Source organism: Paenibacillus sp. 1781tsa1, from assembly GCF_024159265.1.
Taxonomy (GTDB): Bacteria; Bacillota; Bacilli; order Paenibacillales; family Paenibacillaceae; genus Paenibacillus.
Window position 1 is genome coordinate 5,389,916 of sequence record NZ_JAMYWY010000001.1, and the last position, 16,111, is coordinate 5,406,026.

Annotated in this window: 15 protein-coding genes; 1 reads left to right on the plus strand and 14 read right to left on the minus strand. The window is 47.7% G+C overall.

Annotation, left to right across the window (positions count from 1 at the left end; translation table 11 throughout):
* Positions 1-209 precede the first annotated feature (209 nt).
* From glcT to NKT06_RS24275, 8 genes are all read right to left on the minus strand, one after another.
* Positions 210-1,064 (minus strand): glucose PTS transporter transcription antiterminator GlcT, encoded by an 855-nt coding sequence (glcT, locus tag NKT06_RS24240; protein WP_253440117.1) that lies wholly within the window; start codon positions 1,062-1,064, stop codon positions 210-212.
* A 166-nt stretch (positions 1,065-1,230) separates the two neighbouring features.
* On the minus strand, positions 1,231-2,778 hold the full coding sequence (locus NKT06_RS24245) for a flotillin lipid rafts scaffold protein FloT (RefSeq protein ID WP_253440120.1): 1,548 nt from the start codon (positions 2,776-2,778) through the stop codon (positions 1,231-1,233).
* Between the two features lie 63 nt (positions 2,779-2,841).
* Entirely contained in the window at positions 2,842-3,378 is a 537-nt protein-coding gene (locus tag NKT06_RS24250; protein ID WP_017686844.1) for an NfeD family membrane protein, read from the minus strand.
* Between the two features lie 280 nt (positions 3,379-3,658).
* A complete protein-coding gene (locus NKT06_RS24255; protein WP_253440123.1) occupies positions 3,659-4,822 on the minus strand; it encodes an iron-containing alcohol dehydrogenase in 1,164 nt (387 codons plus the stop codon).
* Positions 4,823-4,915: 93 nt separating this feature from the next.
* Positions 4,916-5,503, minus strand: a complete 588-nt coding sequence (locus NKT06_RS24260) for an MSMEG_1061 family FMN-dependent PPOX-type flavoprotein (RefSeq protein ID WP_253440126.1) — start codon at positions 5,501-5,503, stop codon at positions 4,916-4,918.
* A gap of 149 nt (positions 5,504-5,652) precedes the next feature.
* Positions 5,653-7,251 (minus strand): UDP-glucose--hexose-1-phosphate uridylyltransferase, encoded by a 1,599-nt coding sequence (locus NKT06_RS24265; RefSeq protein ID WP_253440130.1) that lies wholly within the window; start codon positions 7,249-7,251, stop codon positions 5,653-5,655.
* A 14-nt stretch (positions 7,252-7,265) separates the two neighbouring features.
* On the minus strand, positions 7,266-8,255 hold the full coding sequence (gene galE, locus NKT06_RS24270; protein ID WP_091020409.1) for a UDP-glucose 4-epimerase GalE: 990 nt from the start codon (positions 8,253-8,255) through the stop codon (positions 7,266-7,268).
* Between the two features lies 1 nt (position 8,256).
* A complete protein-coding gene (locus NKT06_RS24275) occupies positions 8,257-9,438 on the minus strand; it encodes a galactokinase (RefSeq protein WP_253440133.1) in 1,182 nt (393 codons plus the stop codon).
* Between the two features lie 153 nt (positions 9,439-9,591).
* On the opposite strand from NKT06_RS24275, the gene NKT06_RS24280 reads away from it, so the two are divergent.
* Positions 9,592-10,566, plus strand: a complete 975-nt coding sequence (locus tag NKT06_RS24280; RefSeq protein ID WP_253440136.1) for an AraC family transcriptional regulator — start codon at positions 9,592-9,594, stop codon at positions 10,564-10,566.
* An 80-nt stretch (positions 10,567-10,646) separates the two neighbouring features.
* Here NKT06_RS24280 and mgrA read toward each other — a convergent pair whose 3' ends face one another.
* The 6 genes from mgrA to NKT06_RS24310 form a co-directional block, all read right to left on the minus strand.
* Positions 10,647-11,654 carry an L-glyceraldehyde 3-phosphate reductase gene (mgrA, locus tag NKT06_RS24285; RefSeq protein ID WP_253442772.1) on the minus strand — a complete coding sequence of 336 codons (1,008 nt, stop codon included), beginning with the start codon at positions 11,652-11,654 and terminating at the stop codon, positions 10,647-10,649.
* A 77-nt stretch (positions 11,655-11,731) separates the two neighbouring features.
* Positions 11,732-12,472 carry an NAD-dependent protein deacylase gene (locus tag NKT06_RS24290; RefSeq protein WP_253440138.1) on the minus strand — a complete coding sequence of 247 codons (741 nt, stop codon included), beginning with the start codon at positions 12,470-12,472 and terminating at the stop codon, positions 11,732-11,734.
* Between the two features lie 42 nt (positions 12,473-12,514).
* Positions 12,515-13,282, minus strand: coding sequence for an HAD family hydrolase (locus NKT06_RS24295; RefSeq protein WP_253440141.1), 768 nt, complete (start codon positions 13,280-13,282; stop codon positions 12,515-12,517).
* Positions 13,283-13,346: 64 nt separating this feature from the next.
* A complete protein-coding gene (locus NKT06_RS24300) occupies positions 13,347-14,111 on the minus strand; it encodes an alpha/beta fold hydrolase (RefSeq protein ID WP_253440144.1) in 765 nt (254 codons plus the stop codon).
* Positions 14,112-14,205: 94 nt separating this feature from the next.
* Complete coding sequence (locus NKT06_RS24305) at positions 14,206-14,871, minus strand: bifunctional 2-keto-4-hydroxyglutarate aldolase/2-keto-3-deoxy-6-phosphogluconate aldolase (RefSeq protein ID WP_017686833.1); 666 nt, start codon at positions 14,869-14,871, stop codon at positions 14,206-14,208.
* A gap of 90 nt (positions 14,872-14,961) precedes the next feature.
* Entirely contained in the window at positions 14,962-15,927 is a 966-nt protein-coding gene (locus tag NKT06_RS24310; RefSeq protein WP_253440146.1) for a sugar kinase, read from the minus strand.
* Between the last annotated feature and the right edge of the window lie 184 nt (positions 15,928-16,111).

A 16,111-nucleotide genomic window follows, 5' to 3' on the forward strand; every position in this document is an offset into this window, starting at 1 on the left:
AGTAAACTGTGCCAACCTTGGGGTATAGCATACCCTGTACAAGGAAAGAACAATCACACTTTAATTAACTCATGCCTGATCGAGTCAGTAACACGTCACTTATGTTTATTCAGTTGCTTGATTACGGAAATCATTGTAGCACCAGTTCTAATCTATTGCAAGCCTTTACACCAAAAAAATAAATTCCGCATTCTATCACTGGAATGATCTCACTTACTCTCTTCTTCCTTCCGTTGATTCAGCCGTTGCAGGTGAATGGTCAGATAGCCTACCTCCGCAGGATAAACAGGCAGATTCAGTCTTTTCTCCATCACTTTGGTCAGTTTCCATGCAAGCGAGTACATTTCAGGATACTCCAACTTCAGCAGGGAATCCAACTTATGAAGCTCTTCCACTTTGTCTCCACGGCGAACACGCTCAAGGGCGAAACGAAGATGAGTCAACAAACGAGAGTAATCCAGCGATTCCGTTTCAAACGAATACTCGAGTTGATTGGATACCAGATTCACCAAATCCGTGATCAATTGAGAATGCTCACGTACTTGGGATATATTTTGATTGGTCATTGCACTATAGATATGGAGCGCAACAAAACCAATCTCGTCCATCCCGAGATCTACACCCATTCTCTCCTTGATCAGACGAACAGCGTAATCTGCCATTCGATATTCTTCCGGATAAATCTCGCGAGTCTCATATAAAAAAGGATTTTGTATGACGATACCCTGCTCTTTGCGTTTTAACGCGAAAGAAATGTGATCGGTTAATGCAATATGAATATGTTCATTCAGAGGAACATCCGTACGCTCTGCAATATACGTAATAACTTCGTTAATAATCTCGATCAGTGCTTCATCCACCTGTGGAAGAAGCTGTTTGTACTGCTCTTGCTCCTGCTGGTTTTTCAAAATGAACATTTTCTCCACAGCCATCAATGGAATGTGATCACTCGGTTTTCGGTTAAAGCCAATGCCTTTACCAATAACAACGACTTCCCCGTGTTCAGGATGCTGTGCAATGATTACATTATTATTTAGCGCTTTATCTACATGCAGGCTGCTCATTGTTTGCACCTCTTTTTTCACACCATCTTAGGTGTGATTAAGTCACACCCTATTACGAACGAAAAGACACCCGGAGCGGGCAATCCGCGCCGGACGTCTCGCTTAAAAAGTAACAAAAATTCGCCTTAAGGTCAATAGAGCAACCATGCAAGATTTAAGTACTTCTTTACTCGTCAACTCCAGCTCTTTCCACAATCTTGTCGATTATAGAAGGAGTTGTAACAGCCTCGCTCTGTTGAATGGCAACTGGCGCAGGTGTTTTGGACTTGGTAAGGCCTTTAATAAGCTGCTCTACATCGATGCCGGATACACTCTTGAGCATCTCTGGAGCCGTAGCCATAAGTTCAGTAACATAGTTACTCACTCGCGCTGCACCTTCACCTTTACCTGTATCTACCACCGTCAGTTTATCAATAGATGCAATTGGCTCTGCAATTTTGCCAGCCAGTTCAGGCAGCATTTTGACAATGATGTCGAGTACAGCCGCTTCGCCAAACTTCTGGAACGCCTCGGCCAGTTTTTCCTTCGCTTCCGCTTCGGCAAGACCACGCAAACGAATAACTTCTGCATCCGCTGTACCTTTGGCAAGTTCCGCATCCGCCATCGCCTGACCTTCGAGTCGCTTCTGTTCAGCTGTTGCTTTGGCATGTGTCTCGATGGAATACTGTACAGCATCGGCTTCACGCATTCTTTTGGCTTTATCCGCCTCAGCAGCCTGTTCCACCGCATAACGATCTGCTTCTGCCTTTTTCTTCACTTCAGCATCATATTGCTTCTCACGTACGACAATTTCTTTTTCCTGGAGATCGATCTCACGTTCTTTACGAACGAGTTCAACCTTCATTTCTTCTTCCACCACGGTCTGTCTTGCACGGGCTTCATGGATATGGTATGCCTGATCGGCTTCCGCTTTGGCTGTATCCTGATCCCGCTTAAACGTGGCTACTTTCAGTTCCTTCTCTTTGGCTGCCTCGGCGATATTGGTATCACGCAGCAACTCTGCTTTTTGACCTTGCTCTTCCGCATTGGCCTTCTGAATACGTGCATCACGCATCGCTTCGGCTTCGGCAATCTCGGCATCACGCTTCACAGCAGCAATTCTTGGTTTACCAAGAGCATCCAGGTAGCCCTGTTTGTCACGAACATCCTTGATGGTAAAGGAGACAATCTGCAGTCCCATTTTCTTCAGATCTCTAGCTGCTACGCCTTGAACCTCTTGCGCAAACCGATCCCGGTTCCGATATACTTCTTCCACCGTCATTGTACCGAGGATGGCCCGCAAATGCCCCTCCAGTACCTCCTGTGCTTCGCTTCTCAGCGCTTCTACAGGTTTACCGATGAATTGCTCAGCTGCCGTAGCAACGTCCTCTACAGCGCCACCGACCTTGATAATAGCGACACCATCTGCAATTACTGGAACACCTTGCTCCGTATACACTTCAGGTGTGGAGACATCCAGCTTGTGGGACAACAAGGAGATAAACTCAGATTGCTGGAACACGGGCAGGATAAATGCACCGCCACCACGAACAATCTTAATTTTTCGGCCAGAATCATCATCGGAGATATTCTTGCTACCTAGGAAAGACCCCGTAACGATCATCGCCTCATCCGGTCCAACCGTTTTGTATCTCGCCCAAAAAGCCAATCCCAATATCAGAATCACACCAACAACAACGGCAGGTATCAACAACACATCCCAATCTAAATTCATTCCACATCTCTCCCCTTATTCATTCATGATGAGTGCTTAAACTACTTAGGCGATAAAAATACTTTATAAATCTTTAAGTACATTTTCATCCCATTCCGACACACGCAGTACGCCATCTACAACATCCACCACAACAACACGGGCTCCCGCCGCAATGGGGAGGTGTTCAAAACTGGATGCCGTTTGAATCGTACTACCGGATGCAAAACGGATCATCACTTCGCCAAAACCTTTTTCCGGCACCGGAATGGTAATTTCCCCAATTTTTCCAGATAACTCTTTCATTGAAAATGCAATCGAAACATCGCTGTTACGCATCGGTTTGATATATGCGAAGAATACCAGCATGGCTGCAGCAATACCTATAAGCAGGGATAGTATTAGACCGGACATTGCACTTAATGAACTATAACGTGTCAGCATAATGCCTGCCCCACCAAAGGTTGTAATGGAACCAGCTAACACAACGGGTTTGAAAAAATCAAGACCTGGCATCTCAAAAGCTCCGTCCAGCAAGCCGTCAATCAAGTCACCCAGCACAAGGCTGACAACCGCAAATATGGCCCCTCCGATCAGACACCCCCAATAAATCGTCTCCATCCCCTGTTCCTCCTCTCTCTGCCGCAAATTCATCCTAACTGGGCATTCCACATGTAAATAAATACGTAGCTAACATCAAAATGTTTCAAAATCTTTCCTCAAATGTATTCTGGAGCCGATAATGGATATTATCACGACATTCTTTAGTTCATGCTTCAAGATCCTCCCTCATTCATGCACGCATCCTAGACATAGAAAAAACCGCAAGCCCCCATAAAGGAGACTTGCGGTTATTGGACAACAGAATGTGTCCGTTCACTTGTCAGTAATTAGTATAGAATTATAGAGAAGCCTTGTAGATGGATACAACATCTTCCCGTTGCAGTTTCTTGAAGTTACCAAATGGGCCAAACAGCATAGCTTTATCAGCCATTACGTCGATCTGGCTATCATCGATATCGTAATCAGCCAAACGGTTAGGGGCACCAATGGATGTCCAGAATTTGCTGAGCGCATCGATACCTTCTTCGGCAATCTGTCTGTCCGACTTGCCTTCAGGATTCACTTCGAATACATTAATTGCCAGACGTTTGAATCGATCCACATTGACATCCAGATTATGCTTCATCCAGTGCGGGAACAAGATCGCCAGTCCGCCACCATGCGGGATATCATACACTGCAGATACTGCATGTTCGATATTATGTGTTGCCCAGTCTCCTGCGAGACCCATATTCAGCACACCATTCAATGCCATCGTTCCGCAATACAGAATCGTTTCGCGCAGTTCATAGTTCTCCAGATCCTCAACCAGACGAGGGGCTGCTTCCATCACGGTACGCAGAATTGTCTCACAGAAGCCGAGTTGAACCGGCGTGTTCTCATCCAGATGGAAGTAATGCTCTAATACGTGGGACATCATATCCACCATACCGTATACCGTTTGGTCCAGCGGAACCGTGTATGTATTCACTGGATCCAGGATGGAGAATGCAGGGAATGAATATGCGCTACCCCAGCCCAATTTTTCTTGTGTATCCTGATTCGTAATAACCGAACCGGAGTTCATCTCCGAACCCGTTGCTGCCATCGTTAATACGGTACCAAGCGGAAGAGCGTCTTGTGCAACGGCTTTGCGCTGAGCAAAATCCCACATGTCGCCATCATATTTAGCACCTACAGCAATCGCTTTGGAGCAGTCCAGTACACTACCGCCACCTACAGCGAGAATCAGGTCAATGTTATTCGTTTTGCAAAGGTCTACCCCTTTATGCACCGTAGAAAGACGTGGGTTAGGTTCAACGCCTGCCAGTTCAGTCACTTCTGCTCCAGCTTCCTTAAGCAATCCGATCACTTGATCGTACAGACCACTGCGTTTGATACTACCGCCACCATATACAAGCAGAACCCGTTTACCGTATTTCGGTACTTCTGTCTTTAATGCTTCCAGTTGTCCTTTACCGAATATCAGACGGGTTGGATTATAGAATTGGAAAGATCTCATATCTATTGTCGCCTCCAAGGGAGTTTAGAATTTTTAGTGCAACTCCAATTATAGTACCCCGTTTATAGAAAAACAAATCGATAGCCACTCACTTTATAACAATCCGTTAATCTCCAAATGTGCCCTAAACATCTCGCTTGTAGAAGGCAAATCTTCAGATGCTACCCATGTTTCATGGGCCCATAACCCAGCCTGTTTGAATGCCCGCGGACAATGAATAAAGCACTCTTCCACATCCACAATGACAGCTGCACCTATAGTTTTACCACTCCAACCCATGCTTGCGATGAATTCTTCATCCTTGGTGATGGATGCTGTACCATTAATACGCAGCACTTCATTCATTCCCGGAATCAAAAAGAGCATACCGATGCCAGGGTTAGACAACATGTTCAACAACGAGTCTATCCGCCGATTACCCGGACGCTCAGGATAAACGAGTCGATATGTATCGTACACTTTTACGAATCCCGCTCCGTCGCCCCGTGGTGACACATCACTTTTTCCATCATGATCGGACGTGGAGAGGAAAAATAATGGTGACATGGATATAAAGTTCTGAACATGTGAATCCACAAATGAGATTGCCTTGTTACGCACATGTTCATGCGGTTCACCCACCATGCCTTGCAGTTCCTCAGCATCTGTAATCAATGGAATATCCAATGCATGCTTTTCCAAGTTATTAACCCCATTTCCTCAATTCATTGTGGTACTCTAGGAATTCACTCCATTATAACTGGCTCGGAAGCTCATTCCAATGCACACCAATATCAAGAACAACAAGAACACCCGCTCAAGATAGGGCGGGTGTTCTTGTTTGTTGACTGTTATTCCGTGTATCCCATGCTGCTCACAAAACGACGGAAAGCCTGGCGGCCCGCTTCATCATATTTGTAGACACCTGCATGTTCCAGAATCTCGGCAAATTTTAAGCCGACTTCCTGCTGTACGATGGAAATGGCTTGTTCTTTGTCCAGGTTAGGACCAAATCGTTCAACCAGCTCTTCAGCCCAGCCCAGATGTTTGTTCAACACATGATCAGAAGCTTTGGCGGCTTCAGCAAGTTTGGCATCTCCAGCGAGAATATCTGCGATACTGTCCAGCTCTTCCTTCAAACGGCCAGGCAGGATGGCAAGTCCCATCACTTCGATCAGACCAATGTTTTCTTTCTTCAGATGGTGCATTTCACGGTGAGGATGGAAAATCCCTTCAGGATGCACATCATTCGTACGATTGTTACGCAATACGAGATCCATCTCGTAGCCACCGTCTGCACTACGACGAACGATTGGTGTTACCGTATTATGTGGTACCTGCTCACCGTCTACTTCACTGAATGCTTCGATATCCACAGCCGAATCACTATAGACCTTCCACGCTTCATATACAGCGTTACCGGCTTCAAGCAGTTCTGCAGGATCGTGTGAGGCCAGACGCATGACGGACATTGGCCATTTCACAAGACTCAATGTAAGTCCAGGGGCATCCGCATGGTGGAAGACCGCCTCTGGCTGTGCATTTTGAATCGCAAACGTATGACGTCCGCCCTGGAAATGGTCATGTGTCAGGATAGAACCGCCAACGATCGGCAAATCTGCATTAGACCCGATAAAGTAATGCGGGTACTCCCCAACAAAGGCAAGCAGCCTGCGCAGCGTATCTTTGGTCAGTTTCATCGGCACATGATCATGATGGAAAATGATGCAGTGCTCGTTGTAGTACACATACGGCGAGTATTGGAACAACCAAGGCTCGTTGTTAAGATTCAACGGAATGACTCGCAGATTCTGGCGGGCCGGGTGATTCACCCGACCAGCGTAGCCTACATTTTCACGACACAGCTGGCATTTTGGATATACCGGTGGCGGTAGCAATTTCGCCATGGCAATTTCCTTCGGGCTTTTCTCCGGCTTGGAGAGGTTTATGGTAATCTCCATCTCCCCATAAGCCGTATCCTGCGTCCAATAGACGTTCTTCGAGATGCGATCCATCCGAATGTAGTTGGAGTTAATGGATAAGTCATAGAATTGGGATGTGGCCGCCTCAATGCCTTCCGTCTGCTCGGTGTGGCGGAATGCGCGTACCACTTCGGATGGGCGTGCCATCAAATGACCCATGATTTTGGCATCCAGCAAATCACGGAACGTATCGCTATTTTCAGGAATGAGTCCAATGGTAAATCCATAATCGATCAATGTATCCAGCATCGCCTGTGGACCAGCGGGCACAGTTGTGTCCAACTCGCCGGCATAAGGCTCCGAGAATCCGAATTGTTCAAGCAGGAGGTTGCGGCTATAATCCCAATCCGCTTCCTCAATTAGTTGTTTCTGCAAGGCAAATGCAACCAGACGTTCAATGGCATGCAGTGCTTCCTGCTGCTCCGGTGTCCGCTCTGTGGCACCTGCTGCAATATGAGTCTGTGACATAAGGTGTTCGCCTCCTAGTTTTTTCCGTAGCCGTCAGGACGTGATTGGTGCCAGCTCCAAGCGCTTTGAATGACATCTTCCAGATTGGTCCATTTTGGATTCCAGCCCAGAACGGATCTCGCTTTTGCAGATGAAGCTACTAGCACTGCAGGGTCACCTGCACGACGTGGCTCCTGTACAACCGGGATATCGAGGCCAGTCACTTTTTTAGCTGTTTCAATCACTTGTTTTACCGAGAACCCTGTACCGTTACCCAGGTTAAACACGTTACTGTTCTCACCTTTGCGAAGGTAATCTACTGCACGCAGATGTGCATCAGCCAGGTCGCTCACGTGGATATAGTCACGGATACATGTTCCATCTTCGGTTGCATAGTCGTCACCAAACACAGCGATATGCGAGCGTTGTTTCAAAGCCGTTTGCAGTACGAGTGGGATCAGGTGACTCTCCGGCTGGTGATCTTCACCAATTTTGCCGCTCTCATGAGCACCAGCTGCATTGAAGTAACGCAGAGAAACGTACTTGATATCCTGAACTTTATCGAACCATGACATCATGCGTTCCATCATCAGTTTCGTTTCACCATATACGTTGGTCGGCTCTGTACGATCGCTTTCTTCGATTGGCACTTTCTCAGGTTCACCGTAGGTCGCTGCCGTAGAAGAGAAGACGATGCGACGTACATTTGCTGCATTCATCGCTTCCAACAGACACAGTGTACCGAACACGTTATTGTCATAATATTTAACCGGGTCTTTCATACTTTCGCCTACGAGTGAGTTGGCTGCAAAATGAATGACTGCATCAATTGAATTTTCAGCGAATAGCTTAGCCAGAATTTCTTTGTCACGCAGATCTCCTTCATACAATTTACCACCGAGCAGCGCCTCACGATGCCCTGTCTGCAAGTTATCCAGTACGACAACCTCTTCTCCACGTTCCAACAAAGCCGCTACCGTATGAGATCCAATATACCCTGCTCCACCTGTCACCAAAATTGCCATTTTACTTCGCCTCCTTCAATTCTTTAACACCGTCGCCTACACCGCACACATAAAAATCACCTTTGAGAGTGGTACGCGCTTCATATGCAGCGCCCACTTCGCTTACAAAACGCTCGACATCATTTTCATGCACCAGCGATACGGTACAACCGCCAAATCCTGCGCCAGTCATTCGGGCACCAAGTGTGCCAGGAATCCGCTGAGCTTCTTCAACCATAACATCCAGCTCATCACAGCTTACTTCGTACAAGTCGCGAAGCGATTCATGAGAAGCGTTCATCAATTGGCCGAAGGTTTCCAGATCATTACGCTGCAATGCTTCGACAGATGCAAGCACACGCGCGTTCTCTTCCACAACATGTTGCGCACGCTGTCTAACTTTCTCATCCTTGATCTGATCCTGTAGTGTTACGAACTGCTCTGGCGTCAATTGAGCCAGGTAATTCAGTGCAGGCAGCTGTTCCTTCAAGATGGCAAGTGCCTGCTCGCATTGGGAGCGACGTTCATTGTACGCCGAATCCACCAGCCCGCGGCGTTTGTTTGTGTTCCCGATGACCAATTTGTAAGAGCCTGTACGGAAAGGAACCTTTTCATACTCCAGTGTGTCACACATCAGCAGGATTGCGTGATCCTGCGCACCGTTTGCCACAGCGAACTGATCCATGATTCCACAGTTGACGCCTACGAACTCATTTTCCGCTTTCTGGGACAGAAGTGCCAGTTGAACCGTATCAATATCCGACACGCCCTCCAGAGACTGAATCGCGAAACCGGTAAGTACCTCCAGAGACGCAGACGATGAAAGTCCTGCCCCGTTTGGAATCTCTCCGTGGTACAGGAAGTCGTACCCTTTCGTTACATTCACACCTTTGCCTTGCAATTCAACCATGACACCAACAGGATAGTCGGTCCATTCACCCGTTTTCTCCTTACCAATAGTGGAAGTATCCAGTGCTCCTTCATAAGACATGTTCGTGGATGCCAGTTGCAGCTTGTTGTCCTGACGCTCACGGATTATTAATGTTGTTCCGAATTCAAGTGCTGCCGGAAGCACGTATCCACCATTATAGTCAATGTGCTCACCGATCAGATTCACACGCCCAGGGGCATGAAATACACGGATGTCCGCTCCACTCTCTCCGTACTTCTCAATAAACTTTTGTTTCAATTCAGTTACGTTCACTGCTGCTGCACCTCGCCTCGTTGTTGTGGTTTTCTTAATGTTATTATATAAGAAAGCGGTGCCTCATGTAATGCAACCATGTGTGTTTCATATGGATAAATGTGACCTTAAGACGTATAATGATCAGAGCATCCCGGAAAGAAGGAAACAACTATGGCAGATCAATCCAACGCCAAGAAAGACCCGCTTGCATCTTCAATAGAAAAAATACAGGAATCACCTTCCGGTAAAAGTGGAGCACTCAGTTATTCGGTTGCCTCCAATCCGGTCTATTATGAGCAAGGCGCACTGCATGTCCTGTTTGCCGGAGCAAGCCAGACGCTTCCAGGTCACGCCCTTGGACCTAAATTGTTTGATTATTATCTGCTGCATTATGTAGAAAAAGGGGCGGGTACGTTCCGTACCGAACTGCACACCTACGAGTTATCCGCAGGTGATTGTTTCCTCATTCACCCCGGGCAACTGGTGAGCTACCAGTCACATGCCCGTAACCCATGGCAATACCGCTGGATCGCCTTTACGGGCAGCCAGGCTGCCCAGCATGCCGAGGAGGCAGGATTCCGCCCGGAGAAGTCCGTTTTTCATGCCGGACCCTCTTGTGGAATATCCGATTGGTTATCCGTGATGCAGGATGCTTTTGCCGAGCGCAAAGAAAGCTCCCATTTCACATCACTGGGTACGTTATATATGATTCTAGCTGAAGCACAGAATCACCTTTCGCAGGGGCAAACCTTAATTCCAGGTGAATCATCCATCCGACGTACGGTGAAACAGATGATTCAATATATGTCCACCCAATATGCCTATCCTGTCTCCATTGAACAGATGTCTGCGAGTCTCGGGTATAATCGTGCGTATCTTTCCCGCATTTTCAAACAGGAAACCGGACTTTCGCCAGTCACTTATCTGCTAAAACTGCGGATCGACAAGTCGCGCCAACTCCTAAGAGAACGCCCAGATCTGTCCATCGAACAGGTATCTGCATCGGTCGGACTGCCAGATGCACTGTATTTCTCCAAACAGTTCAAACGATTTCACGGTGAAGCGCCCAGCTTGTATCGAGAGAAAATCCTCTCTCGTCCACGACATCAGGGGTTACAGAAGAATGCTCAACCAAACAAACGGTAAGCAATATATTGGACAGAACCACATACGACAAAAAAGGTGCATTCCGCCATTATGGCTAAGATGCACCTTTTGCACTTTATTTATTTGTCATCAGGCTTCGGAGACAGAATGGACTCAATCCGTTCCAATTCCTCTGTAGAGAAGTCTAATTGGCTGAGTGCAGCCACATTCTCTTCAATCTGGGAAGGACGGCTCGCGCCAATCAGCGCAGATGTTACCCTGCCATTACGCAGAACCCATGAAAGTGCAAATTGGGCCAAGCTCTGACCACGGGCTGCTGCAATCTGGTTCAGCGCACGCACTTTGCGGAGCGTCTCTGGAGAGATGTTGCTCTCATTCAGAAATACTGACGGTCCTTTGGCACGTGAGTCTTCCGGGATCCCATTCAAGTATTTGTTCGTGAGTACACCTTGTGCCAGTGGACAGAAAGCAATACTGCCCGTTCCATACTCATCCAGCACGTCCTGCAAACCATCTTCAATCCAGCGATCCAGCATCGAGTATTTCGGTTGATGGATCAACAGCGGCGTACCCAAACTTTTGAGAATCTCAGCGGCCTCTCTCGTCTGGTCTGCGGGATAGTTGGAGATTCCTACATAGAGGGCTTTACCCGAGCGAACAATATGATCCAGTGCCATCATCGTTTCTTCCAAAGGCGTTTCGGGATCATAACGGTGGGAATAGAAAATATCCACATAATCCAGGCCCATCCGCTTCAAGCTCTGATTCAGACTGGATACCAGATTTTTGCGTGAGCCCCACTCGCCATACGGCCCGGGCCACATATAATATCCCGCTTTGGTGGAGATCACAAGTTCATCCCGATAAGGTTTCAGATCCTGGGCAAGCACCTGTCCAAACAACTGCTCTGCCGAACCTGCCGGTGGGCCATAATTATTGGCAAGGTCAAAATGGGTAATACCCAGATCAAATGATCGGGTGATCATATTACGGCCATTCTCAGCGTTATTGATACCACCAAAATTATGCCACAGCCCCAGTGAAATCGCTGGCAGTTTCAAACCTGAACGTCCAACGCGGTTGTATTTCATCGTTTCATAGCGAGTATCGCTTGCTACGTAGACCATCATGAATCCCTTCTTTCCCCAGGTTCCGCCTCCTGATCCGGTCAACACCGGCGAATGCGGTTATTCAGTCCATACGTTTAACCAAGAAGCTGGTCCACATGATTCATTACCTCACCAATCGGCTCTGTAATCAGCAAATCCGCCCTGCTGTCGTAAGCGGTAGGTGTAGCATTGAGCAGAACGGTATGTTTTCCCTGAAAATACGTAATTAACTGTGCTGCTGGATATACCGTAAGTGATGTGCCGCCCACGAGTAACAGATCTGCAGCAGACAATGCATCAATGGAGCGATACAATGTTGTCTGATCCAGCTCCTCCTCGTACAGCACAACATCCGGCTTGATAACACCACCGCATGTGGTACAGCGAGGTACGGTATATTGGGATTGTATAATATCATTCAGCGCATAAAACTGCTTGCAATCCATGCAGGCATTACGATGAACTGAGCCATGTAGCTCCAAGACAGTGCTGCTGCCTGCCTTCTGATGCAGTCCGTCGATATTTTGCGTGATCACTGCCTGAAGTTTTCCCTCCTGCTCCAGACGGGCTAACAGTCGATGACACCCATTCGGTTCCGCATCTGGATGAAGCATTTTGCCTCGATAAAAATCATAAAAAATATCGGCATGTTGATCAAAAAAATGCCGACTTAACAACTCTTCCGGTGGATAAGGCGAATGCTGCTCCGTCTGATACAGACCCGCAGCCGAACGGAAGTCGGGAATCCCGCTTTCCGTTGAAGTCCCGGCCCCTCCGAAAAAAACAATACGGGAACTTTCCTGAATCCAGGCAGCCAGTTGTTCTGTTGCGTTCATCCTCTCTCCTCCTTTTATATAGTTCAATCTGACCAGAGTGACTTATATAATCACGCTTAGCTCATTATAATGACGAATAATGGCATGGGCATCAACCAGGTGCGATCCTTGATCTAACTGCGGACAGTAACCAAGCGTATAGGATACCTCTGCATGCCGTCCCATCTGCATATCCCCATTGCTGTCTCCAATGACAACGGCCTCCGCAGGATCGATATGTAATTCGCGGCAAGCCAAGAGTGCTGCTTCTCCATCCGGTTTGCCCTGGGTCACCCGATCACAGCCTACAATGGATGTAAAAAAGGAACGGATCCCCATCCAATTCAAATGTGTTTCAGCTGCCGCTGTACTGTCTGAAGTGACGACCGCCAGAGGTATGTTCGCTGCCCGGCAACTCTGCAAAAAAGCCAGCAATCCTGGCATGGGTTCAGCCGATTTGCGCTCTCGTACCTCTCGCATGGCTACACTTGAAAATTGGCGTATCGTTGTGATCGCTTCATTCCACGGCATGCCTGCTGCATATAGCTGCCCGGCAAGCAATCCCGTGCACTCATCCACAGTTGCAATGGCCAGCGGGCCTTGCGGATCATATCCAACAATATGACCTTGTGAGTTATGGGTGGTGCCCAGAACGTAATCCCGTTCAACCGTAAATGAAGCACCAAGTTCGTTCATACGTGATTGTAACTGATCCAGTAACCTCTCTGCCCACGGCCCCCATAACTGGAGGAATTCCAGCAGTGTTCCATCTTTATCGAACAGGATACCTTTACATGGGATCTGCGCTCCATTCACTTGAAGCATGGTCATCCGCATCACCTCCATCAAGTTATGCTATAAATGCATACAGCCCTTAATGCAGAATAATCAAAATCTACTTAATGGTACTTAACCAACCCAGAACCGTCTTGACGGTCTGATTCAGCTGTTCTTCTCCACTCACTTCCGGCTCGCCATCCCCTTTTTGATGACCATAATCACCAAACTGGGCGTGGTTACCACCTTCAATGGTGTAATATACCGTGTCTTCCGGAAGATACATCCGTCCACTCTGGTATTTCGTGGCATTCACGACCTCATCTTTGGTACCCAGAATAGATAAAGCAGGTATTCCAAGTGACTTTACGCTTCCTTTTTCATCCGGGTAGGATGCCAAGAAGAAGATGCCCTGTAGTGCATCAGGATGCGATGCTGCATAACGTGCAGCCATGGACCCACCGAGAGAATGTCCACCCATGACGAATTGTTCATCTGGATATGCGGCCAGAATCTCATCTGCCAGGTTTTGCTTGAGCACTGCCAGATTAACTGGCATCTTGGCAATAATCGTGTGATGACCGGCAGCAGCCAGCTCATGGGCAAGTGGTGCATAACTCTCCGGTTTCACCAGTCCGCCAGGGTAGAAAAGAACACTCTTGCCAACCGGTTTGTCTGGCACAAAATCAATCCAGTTCTCTTGTTCGCTCACCGTCACCTGGTTGGCTGTTTCCATGGCCGTTTGAGCTGTTTCCTGTGGACCGTATGGTGTGAATAATTTCCACGCAACAAATCCACATCCAATGACAATGAGCGCCAGAAGTACGAGCAGGAATTTCCCGATGCCCCTCTTCTTGCGCCCTGTATTATACCGATTTCTCAACGTTAATCACCTTTCTCCACTTCCGCAGGTGCCGCGGCTCAAAGAATTGGGAGCCTTCGTTAATCAGGCTCCCCTTCTCCGAATTGAAAAAATATTATTCAGCCTTGGCCTTGCGGTAAGCATCCATATATTGTTCCGCTTTGCGACGGACATGACTCAGGTCACCCGTCTTCACAGCTTCCGATGTCAAGTCAGAGCCGATACCTACAGCCACTGCTCCACCCTTGATCCAATCCCCCAGATTAGATAAAGATACTCCGCCAGTTGGCATAAAATTCGCCTGCGGCATAGGACCCTTCATTGTTTTGATAATTGAAGGATCGTACAGATTACCCGGGAACAACTTCACGATGTCCACACCAAGTTCCAATGCGCGTTGAACATCAGCAATCGTCATCACACCGGGCAGAATCGGAATTCGATACAGGTTGCAGATCTGAACGGTATCCGGATTCAGGGAAGGTCCGACAACAAACTCGGCACCCGACATGATGGCCGCTCTTGCCGTTTGCGGTTCTAGCACCGTTCCCGCACCAATAATTGCGAATTTCTCTGGATCTTGTGTGTTCCAATGGTATACACGGCTTAATTTTTCAATGGCTTTGAGTGCACTGGGTACGGTCATCGTAATCTCGATAACTTTAATGCCACCCGCAATCGCTTGCTCGGCCATGGCAATGACTTGATCCGCAGAATCTGCACGCAGAACTGCCACAACCCCATTGTCCGTAATCTTTTGCAACAACTGAAGCTTCTTCATTTCATTCTCTCCCTTGTCAATGTGGTGGTTGTGTGTACAAGCCTTACATTTTGAAGAACGAAGATGAGCCATATATGATTTCAGCAGCGACTAGCGCTCAACATGGGCAACGTTGTTCAGCTTGGCCTCGACCTGCCCCCACGTCGGGAGCGCTTCCCAATCGCCAACAGCCTGTATAACCATGGAACCGGTCAAATTGCCGAGACGGGTTGCTTCCTGCGGGGAGTATCCTTTTAACAAACCCGATAAAAATCCCGCGCAAAATCCATCTCCTGCTCCTACCGTATCCAGAACATGCTCCGCCTTAAAGTACGGAACTTCCGTTAGGGTACCATTCGCCAATACGTAGGTCAAATCAGGGCCACCCTTCACGATGCACACAGCATTCATGGAAGATAAACGCTCAAGTACTTTTTGATCATTTTCTTCGTTGTATAGAAGTTTCATCTCGTCGAGACCCGGTAAAAAGTAGTCCGCCAGTTCAGCCAGACGCAGTATAACCGGACGGGCCTCATCCGCTGACCACAGTTTGAGACGCAGATTTGGATCAAAGCTTACTTTCACACCTGCCTGTTTGGCAATATGTATGGCAGCTTCTACCGTTTCAAGTCCAGACGAACTAATCGCGGCTGTAATACCTGTAACGTGCAATATCTTAGCTCCGGCAATATATGCGGGATCCAGATCATCTGGTGTAATCGCACTTGCTGCCGAAAGCTTCCTATAATAATGTACCGAGGCTTTCCCGGAAGCGTTCTCACGAATCATCAAACCAGTGGGCTCGTGATCACTTAACCTTGCACGTGATACATCTACGCCTTCACCACGAATGGCTTTCAGAATCATGTTGCCGATCGGATCATTGCCCAAACGTCCAAACCAGCCACTGGTATGCCCGAGCCGGGATACACCAATAGCCAGATTGCTCTCGGCACCCCCAAACGACTTGTCCAGTGTGGCTGCATATTCCAGCCCTCTTGTATCTTTGGCAGTCAGCAAACCCATACTCTCCCCAAACGTAATAATTTCCGGGCTTGGATTGGGACTCGTTGACATGATTTCTTCCCTCCTTATCGTTACATTTCCTCATCTTCTGTTACTATTGTCATCCTCTATGCAACCGTTGTCAATCCCGGAGCGTTCATTTTGTTGTCACAGCTTTGAGAAAAGATAACGCTTACTAATGTGAATTAAATCACAATAGATAATGTACATCCGTATTACCCTTATTACAGATGCA